The organism is Streptomyces sp. A012304 (genome assembly GCF_026008495.1).
Lineage (GTDB): Bacteria > Actinomycetota > Actinomycetes > Streptomycetales > Streptomycetaceae > Streptomyces.
The window spans coordinates 282,287-289,552 of sequence record NZ_BQUN01000200.1 but is presented as its reverse complement, the minus strand read 5'-3'; the positions used below and the strand labels follow the sequence as shown (position 1 = coordinate 289,552).

General features: G+C 75.0%; 6 protein-coding genes. 3 read left to right on the top strand and 3 right to left on the bottom strand.

Features of this window, described 5'->3' with window-relative positions:
• Positions 1-120: 120 nt before the first annotated feature.
• Positions 121-873: a class I SAM-dependent methyltransferase gene (locus ALMP_RS41300; RefSeq protein WP_264937152.1), complete on the top strand. Its 753-nt coding sequence runs from the start codon at positions 121-123 to the stop codon at positions 871-873.
• Positions 874-922: 49 nt separating this feature from the next.
• Here the strand turns inward: ALMP_RS41300 and ALMP_RS41295 are convergent, their stop codons facing one another.
• Together ALMP_RS41295 and ALMP_RS41290 are read right to left on the bottom strand one after the other, a co-directional pair.
• Complete coding sequence (locus tag ALMP_RS41295; protein ID WP_264937151.1) at positions 923-2,599, bottom strand: competence protein CoiA; 1,677 nt, start codon at positions 2,597-2,599, stop codon at positions 923-925.
• A 78-nt stretch (positions 2,600-2,677) separates the two neighbouring features.
• Entirely contained in the window at positions 2,678-3,970 is a 1,293-nt protein-coding gene (locus ALMP_RS41290; protein WP_264937150.1) for an epoxide hydrolase family protein, read from the bottom strand.
• Positions 3,971-4,033: 63 nt separating this feature from the next.
• Between ALMP_RS41290 and ALMP_RS41285 the strand changes: the two genes are divergently transcribed.
• A complete protein-coding gene (locus ALMP_RS41285) occupies positions 4,034-5,122 on the top strand; it encodes a YafY family protein (RefSeq protein WP_264937149.1) in 1,089 nt (362 codons plus the stop codon).
• A 123-nt stretch (positions 5,123-5,245) separates the two neighbouring features.
• Positions 5,246-5,767 (top strand): hypothetical protein, encoded by a 522-nt coding sequence (locus tag ALMP_RS41280; protein ID WP_264937148.1) that lies wholly within the window; start codon positions 5,246-5,248, stop codon positions 5,765-5,767.
• Between the two features lie 158 nt (positions 5,768-5,925).
• Here ALMP_RS41280 and ALMP_RS41275 read toward each other — a convergent pair whose 3' ends face one another.
• Positions 5,926-7,179 carry an MFS transporter gene (locus ALMP_RS41275; RefSeq protein ID WP_264937147.1) on the bottom strand — a complete coding sequence of 418 codons (1,254 nt, stop codon included), beginning with the start codon at positions 7,177-7,179 and terminating at the stop codon, positions 5,926-5,928.
• Positions 7,180-7,266 lie beyond the last annotated feature (87 nt).

The window sequence follows — 7,266 nt, the reverse complement described above, 5'->3', positions numbered from 1 at the left end:
GGGGGGGGTCGCTCGGGTCCGTGGGGTCGTCGGCGCGAAATCACCCGTATCGGTGGATTGTTCACGGAGCCTCTCGGGAAGGCCCGAACTGCCCAGTGAGCGAGCGAAAGGCGACACCCCGTGACCGCATCCGACCAGCCGCCCGTGCCCTGGGACACCGTGCAGGCAGCCGACGCATACCAGGACCGGGACATGCGGCTCGCCCGGACTCTGATCTTCCCCACCGTCCTGCGGCGCCTCGGACCGGCGGTGCGGCCCGGCGGGACCGTGCTGGACGTCGGCTGCGGCACCGGGGCGCTCACCACCCACGTCGCCGAGGCGCGGGAGTGCACCGTGCACGGCCTCGACCTGTCGACCGCGATGCTGGACATCGCCCGCGCCGACCGCCCCCACCCCCGCGTCCACTACCGCGCGTTCGACGGCAAGTCCCTGGAGTGGATCCCGGACGGCTCCGTCGACGCCGTGGTGTGCTGCCTGGTCTACTGCACCGACCCCGACGACGGCCGGCTCGCCGCCCTCACCGGCGAGATCCACCGGGTGCTGCGCCCCGGCGCCCCGTACGTCCTCGCCGACCTCAACCCGCAGGCGACCGGCGAGCAGTTCTCCACCCTCCGCTACGGCGAACCCGGCGCCGTCTACGCCGACGGCGACACCGTCCCCACCTTCCTGCGCAGGCTGAGCGGAACCACCGTCACCACCGCCTGCCACTACCGCTCGCTCCCCCGCTACCGGGCCCTCCTCACCGACGCCGGATTCCCGGCGCCGGACTTCGACCTGCCCCTGGCGCAGGCCGACGGTGACGGCGCGCCACAGCCGGCGGAGACGCGTCTGGCCCCGTACATGGTCCTCAGCACGCGCGGCCGGTCCGCGTGAGAGAGGGGGCGATCAGCAGGTCGGGGGCGGCGGGGCGGGTGCTGCGACCTCAGGAGGTCTTCTTCTTCGCGGGCGCGGGACCCGAGAAGCCGGGCAGGGGACGAGCGTCCCTCAGCCTGTCCGAGACCCTGGCCCTGGACCGCGCCGCGGGCTCTGTCCTGGTCTTCGCCTTGCCCTGAGCCTTGCTCTTGACCTGGGCCGTCGCCCCCGGCTTCGCCGACGGCTTGGCCGACTGAGCGGCGACGGCCTGCGCCCGCCGCTTCCGTTTCGGCCCCGGCTTCCCCGGACCGGCGCGCAGCCACCCACGGGTGGCCTCGACCTCCTTGAGGAGCTGCCCGCGTTGCGGTTCGGGCAGCCGGGTCAGCGCGCCCTCCGCCTCCTTGAGCAGAGCCTCGGCACGCCGGGTCCCCCGCCGCCGGCGGGCGGCGGCCAGGGCGTGCCGGAGTTCCGTGTCCCGCGAGCGGGCCACGCCGTCACGGCCGGCGGCGCCCTTGGGACGCCCCGCGGTCGCGCGGACGGTGCCGCCCCGCACATGGACGATGGTCCGGTGCTGCGGCGGCTCCGCGCCCTGCGCGGCGATCCGGCCGTCGGCGGTGAGCGACAGCCGCGGCGGCGCCGTGCGCGCCGGTACACCGTGCACGGCGAAGGCACGGTCCGCCTCGCGCTGGCACCACCGCTTCAGCACCCCCGCCGTCGCGGGCGTGCCACAGCCGAGCGCCGCGACGACGGCTCCGACGTACGCCGGCGGGTCGCTCTCGTCGGTGCGCAGCAGCGCCGAGAGCAGCGGATCATCCCGCCCCGCGGCGAGGCTCTCCACCGCGACCAGCAGCCGGACCCGTTCCGGGACGGACAGCTCCAGCAGGTCACCGCCGGCGGAGCGGGCCAGGGCCTCCCAGGTGGGCCGGGTGCGCAGCCGCGCCGCGCCGACCAGGGCCTCCCGCGCGGCGGACACCTGGTCGTCGTACGACCGCCGCCCGGGCTCGGGCGTGGACGCGGCGGTCGGGCGGACGGCCGCTCGGGCCGTCCCGGCGCGGCGCGGTGGCGCCCCGGGGACCGAGAGTCCGTCCGGGGTCATCGCGCAGGCGTCCAGGGGGACCCAGTCGGTGCTGCGGCGCGGGTCCTCCGCCCGCAGCCGGATGCGCCGCACCGCGCCGACGGTCTCGAAGCGGAAGCGGAGCAGGTGGCCCTGCTCGTCGTACAGCTCCTCCATGGTGTCCGGGTGGGCCGTGCCCGGACCGAACACCCAGTCGAGGGTGGTCGATTCGCGGACCAGGCGGTCACGGGTCCCGTGCCACTCCTCGTGCGGAAGCCTGCTGAACTGGAACCGCACGTGCTGCCGGGCCTCGCCGAGCCGGAAGTCGACGGCGCCGCCCGGACCGGACCCCAGGTCGTGGGAGGTCACCCGACCCTTGAGGCGGTGCCGGCCCGCCCACGCGGCGAGGTCGTCGCGGATGAAGAGGTGGTCCGCGCTGTCCGCCCCGGTGGCGGTGCGATGGCAGGAGGTGTGCGGACGGTGTGCGAAGTGGCAGACCTTGTCCCGGTACAGACGGTCCGACAACTCATGCCCGCAGCCGCCGAGTTGGATGCCGCACCAGTAGGTGTAGGCGGGGTGGCGGCGGCGCCAGCGGACGAGCGCGTTCGCGTCCGTCGGCAGGACGATCGCCCGCGTCGAGTCACGGCTGCCGATCACCGCCGTCTGTACGAGTCGGGTGTCCGCGCTGTTCATGACTCCCCCTGCCACGCTCGCCGTGCCGCGTGGCCTGGCCCCGTTGATCGCGCCCAGTATGCGATCGGTGTACGACGTTCACAAGGGCTTCACCGCGCGGAAGAACGCGCGGACGTCGTCGACGAGCAGGTCGGGGGCCTCCATGGCGAGGAAGTGGCCGCCGCGGTCGAGTTCGGTCCACCGGACGACGTCGTGGTCGCGCTCTGCCCAGCGGCGGACGGTGACGTCATGGGTGGACAGGAGGACGGCGGTGGGTGCGCCGGGTGTCTCCGGCGCGGTGCCCCACTCCTGTGCACCGCTCGCGTCCTCACCGTTCGAGTCGTCACCGTTCGCGTCGGCACCGTTCGCGTCGGCACCGTTCGCGTCGTCCCAGCTGGCGTCGTCCCAGCCGGTGGCGGACATCTCCTCGTAGTAGATCTGCGCGGCGGAGGCGGCGGTGCCGGTGAACCAGTACAGCGACACGTCGGTCAGGACGCGGTCCCTGCCGACGCTGTCCTCGGGCAGTCCGTCCTCGGGGTCGGTGAGTTCCTTGAACTTCTCCACGATCCAGGCGAGTTGGCCCGCGGGCGAGTCGGTGAGGGCGTAGGCGACCGTCTGCGGGCGTTTGGCATTGCACTGGAGATAGCCGTCGTTGAAGTCCTGCATCCGCTGCCAGCGGCGCTGTTCGGCCTCCGTCAGACCGTCCGTCTCGCCCTCCGCCCCCATGGGGAAGGCGACCAGGGCGTTGACGTGGACGCCGAGGACGCGGTCCGGGGCCTGCCGGCCCATCGCGGGGGCGACCCAGGAGCCGGTGTCATAGCCCTGGACGCCGTAACGGTCGTAGCCCAGGCGGGACATGAGGTGGTCGAGGACGGTCGCCATGCGGGCCGCGTTCATGCCGGGTCCGGCGAGCGGGGTGGAGAAGCCGAACCCCGGCAGGGAGGGGACGACGAGGTGGAAGGCGTCGGCCGGGTCGCCGCCGTGGGCGCGGGGGTCGGACAGCGGGCCGATGACGTCGAGGAAGTCGGCGAAGGAGCCCGGCCAGCCGTGCAGCAGCATGAGCGGGGTGGCGTCCGGCTCGGGCGAGCGCACATGGAGGAAGTGCAGGTTCTGGCCGTCGACGGTGGTCGTGAAGTGCGGGTGGGTGGTGAGTGCCGCTTCCTGCGCGCGCCAGTCGTGGCCGGTGCGCCAGTACTCGGCCAACTCCTTCAGATAGGTCACGGGGACGCCGCGGCTCCAGCCGACGCCGGGTAGCTCGTCCGGCCAGCGGGTGGCGGCGAGCCGGGCGTGGAGGTCGTCGAGCCGTTCCTGCGGGATGTGCAGGTGGAAGGGGCGGACGCGCGAACCCTCGGAAGGGGGGACGGCGGCCGTTTCGGGTGTCGTTCCGGTCATGGCGCCGACGTTAGGGACGGGTTGGGTCAGGCGCGGTCCTAACTGTGCGGCAGCCTGGTGACCATGGTGGAGACCTCCGCGCGGCTGCTGAAGCTGCTCGCCCTGTTGCAGACCCACGGCGACCGCTCCGGCGCCGAACTCGCCGAGCGCCTCGGGGTCGCCAGGCGTACGCTGCGCCGCGACGTGGAGCGGCTGCGTGAGCTGGGCTACCCGGTGCAGGCCACCCGTGGCTCGGCCGGGTACCGGCTGGGCGCGGGGGCGAGTCTGCCGCCGCTGCTGCTGGACGACGAGGAGGCGGTCGCCGTCGTGGTCGGGCTGCGCGGCGCCGCCGACGGCACGGTGGCCGGCATCGAGGAGGCCTCGTCGCGCGCCCTCACCAAGCTGGAGCAGGTGCTGCCGTCCCGGCTGCGGCACCGGGTCGGCACCCTTCAGTCCACCACCGTGCGGGCCGGGTCCGTGCCGGGGCCCAAGGTCTCGGCGGAGACGCTGATGGCCGTCGCCGAGGCCTGCCGACGGCGCGAGCGGCTGCGCTTCGACTACGAGGGCCCCGGCAACGAGCACGGCGGGCACTCGGCCGACGGCCCCGGGAACGAGCACGATGGACGCCCGCCCCACGACCCCGGCGACAAGCACGACGCACGCCCGCCCCACGACCCCGGCGACGGGCGGGGTGGGCGGTCGGTGGGTTCCGTGCGGTGTGTCGAGCCGCACTCGCTGGTGAGTTTCGACCGGCGCTGGTATCTGGTGGCCTGGGACACCGACCGTGCCGACTGGCGGACCTTCCGCGTCGACCGGATCACCCCGCGGGTGCCGACCGGGCCGCGGTTCGTGCCGCGCGAGGTTCCCGACGGGGACGCGGCGACCTATCTGGCCCACCGGCTGTCGTCGCGGGCCTGGCCCTTCCGGGCCACCGTCACCCTGCACGAACCGGCCGAGGCGGTCGCCGACCGGGTGTGGCCCGGCATGGGGGTCGTGGAGCCCGTGGACGACCACAGCTGTCTGCTGCACCTCGGCTCCGACACCCCGCGTGACCTGGCCTGGATGATCACCTCGGTCGACGCCGACTTCACCCTCACCCAGGGCCCGCCGGAACTCGCCGAGGCGCTGCGCAGGCTGGCCGCGCGGTGCGCGGGGGCGGTGCGCGGGGCGTGAGCGGCCGGGGGGTGTGGCCGAGGCCACGCGGATGGTCCGGGCCCGGGCATGTCGCCCGGCGGGGGCGCGGGCTACCGTTTCCGGAACTCCCTGTTTCCTCGTACGCAGCTCGGACGGCCCTCAGTGCGCGCAGACCTCTCCCCGATCATCGCGGCGACCGCCCAGTGGCTGACGCGGGCGTACCCGGCGTCCGGTGGCGCGCTGGCCTCGGCCCTGTGCGAGGTGCAGGCGCGCCAGGCGGTGACCGTCGCGGCGTGGCTGCGGTATCCGACGATGATGGACGCGGCGCTGGTCGGCATGGCCGGGCCGGGGGGTTCGGCCAGGCTGGACTGGATCAGCGGCACGGACGACGGCCATGAGGCGGACGACAGCGCCTGGCGCAGCTGGGTGGACGAGGTCGTGGCGAGCTGGGCGGCCTGTCTGCTCACCGACCCGGAGCTGGCCGCGCTGGCCGTGGCGGGGCTCGACGGGGACGATCACACGACGGGGCTGCCGCTGGAGTTCCGGCGCCTGGTCGCGCCCGACGACCGCGACCGCCAGGCCGCGGCGCTCCTGCGCCACCCCGACCTCCTCGCCCCCGTCGCGGGCCTCCACCACGCCCAGCTCCTGGAACGCCTCGACCCGGGACGGGCGCTCGTCGCCTGAGGGCGGGTGAGGGTCTTCGCCCGAGGATCGGGCGGGGGCTCGTCATCCAGGGGGTGGCCGGGGAAACCCCGGCCAGGCAACCGCCCCCTAACCCTGCCAGTCGGGCAGCCGTCCCCGGAACCCACCCGGTCAGGCAGCCGTCCCCCGAACCCACCCGGTCAGGCAGCCGTCCCCAGGGCCTCCCGGTCCGGGAGCTCCTCGCCCGGCTTGGCCGGCAGGGCCACCGGCTGGGGGCGGCGGCGGGTGCGGTGGGCCAGGCCCGTGCCGATCGTGAGGGCGATGAGGAGGCCGCCGATGACGAGGGCGCCCCGGGCGCCGGCCGTTTCCATGAGGAGGCCGAGGGCCGGCGGGCCGCCCAGGCTCCAGACCGTGCCGATGCTGCTCCACACGCCGAGGACGCGCCCGCGCAGATGGGCGGGCGGGTCGGTCTGGAGGACGGCGGTGCCGGCGGTGTCGGAGACGGACTCCACCACGGCCATCGGCAGCACCAGGACCAGCAGCACCGCGAGCGACGGCGACAGGCCGGCCGCCACCTGCAGCAGGGCGCCGGCCGCCGCGAGCGTGCCGACGAGCCGGACCGAGGGCCGCCGCAGCCGGGCGCCGAGGACCGCCCCGACGATGCCGCCGACGGCGAGGACGGTGGAGACCGTGCCGAAGGCCCCCGGGCCGCCCGCGAGGGGCCCGGTGACGAGCACGGCGAGGGTCAGCCCGTAGTTGCGGCCGAAGACCGCGCTGATGCCGGTGACCCCGGCGAGCGCCAGCAGGCGGGGCCGCCGTACGAAGAAGCGCAGCCCTTCCCGCACGGTCATGTCGGCGCGCGCCGGCTGCCGTGGGCGCGGGACGCGCGGCCCGGCCGTGGCCGCGCCGGGCGCCGGGCGCAGGAACGGGATCACCAGGGTCACGAAGAGGAACGACAGGCCGTTGGCCGCGTACGCGGAGGCCGTGCCGAGGAAGCCCACCGTCACGCCCGCCAGCGCCGCGCCCGCGAGCCGGCCCGCGTTGTGGACCAGCGCGCCCACGCCGATGGCGGACGGCAGGTCCTCCGCGGGGACCAGGTCGTTGCCCAGCAGGGCGCAGGCGGGGCCGTCGACGGTGGCGATGGTGCCGGTCACGGCGGCCAGCACCAGCAGGGAGGTCATGTCGAGCCGGTCCGTCGCCACCAGCACGGCCGTCGCGAAGGCGACCGCGCCCAGCAGGGCCTGGCTGACGGCGGCCGTCACCTTGCGGGGCCAGCGGTCGACGACCGCGCCGCCGAGCAGGCTCATGAAGAGGGCGGGAGCGGCCTGGACGGACATGGACAGCCCGGTCGCGGCCGCGGACCCGGTGATGTCGAGGACGAGCAGGTTCTGGACCGTGAGCTGCATCCAGGTGCCGGCGTTCGACAGGAAGTTCGCGACGGACCACCAGCGCACGCTGCGGTACCTCAGGGAGCGCCACGGAGAGCGTGACGCCCGGCCGGAGGAGGGGGCCGGTGCGTTGTTCGGGGCAGGGGAGGGCGC

Excerpts from the sequence above, each read along its gene's own strand:
- ALMP_RS41290 (WP_264937150.1), bottom strand. The coding sequence starts at position 3,970 with ATGACCGGAACGACACCCGAAACGGCCGCCGTCCCCCCTTCCGAGGGT.
- ALMP_RS41285 (WP_264937149.1), top strand. The coding sequence starts at position 4,034 with ATGGTGGAGACCTCCGCGCGGCTGCTGAAGCTGCTCGCCCTGTTGCAG.
- ALMP_RS41295 (WP_264937151.1), bottom strand. The coding sequence starts at position 2,599 with ATGAACAGCGCGGACACCCGACTCGTACAGACGGCGGTGATCGGCAGC.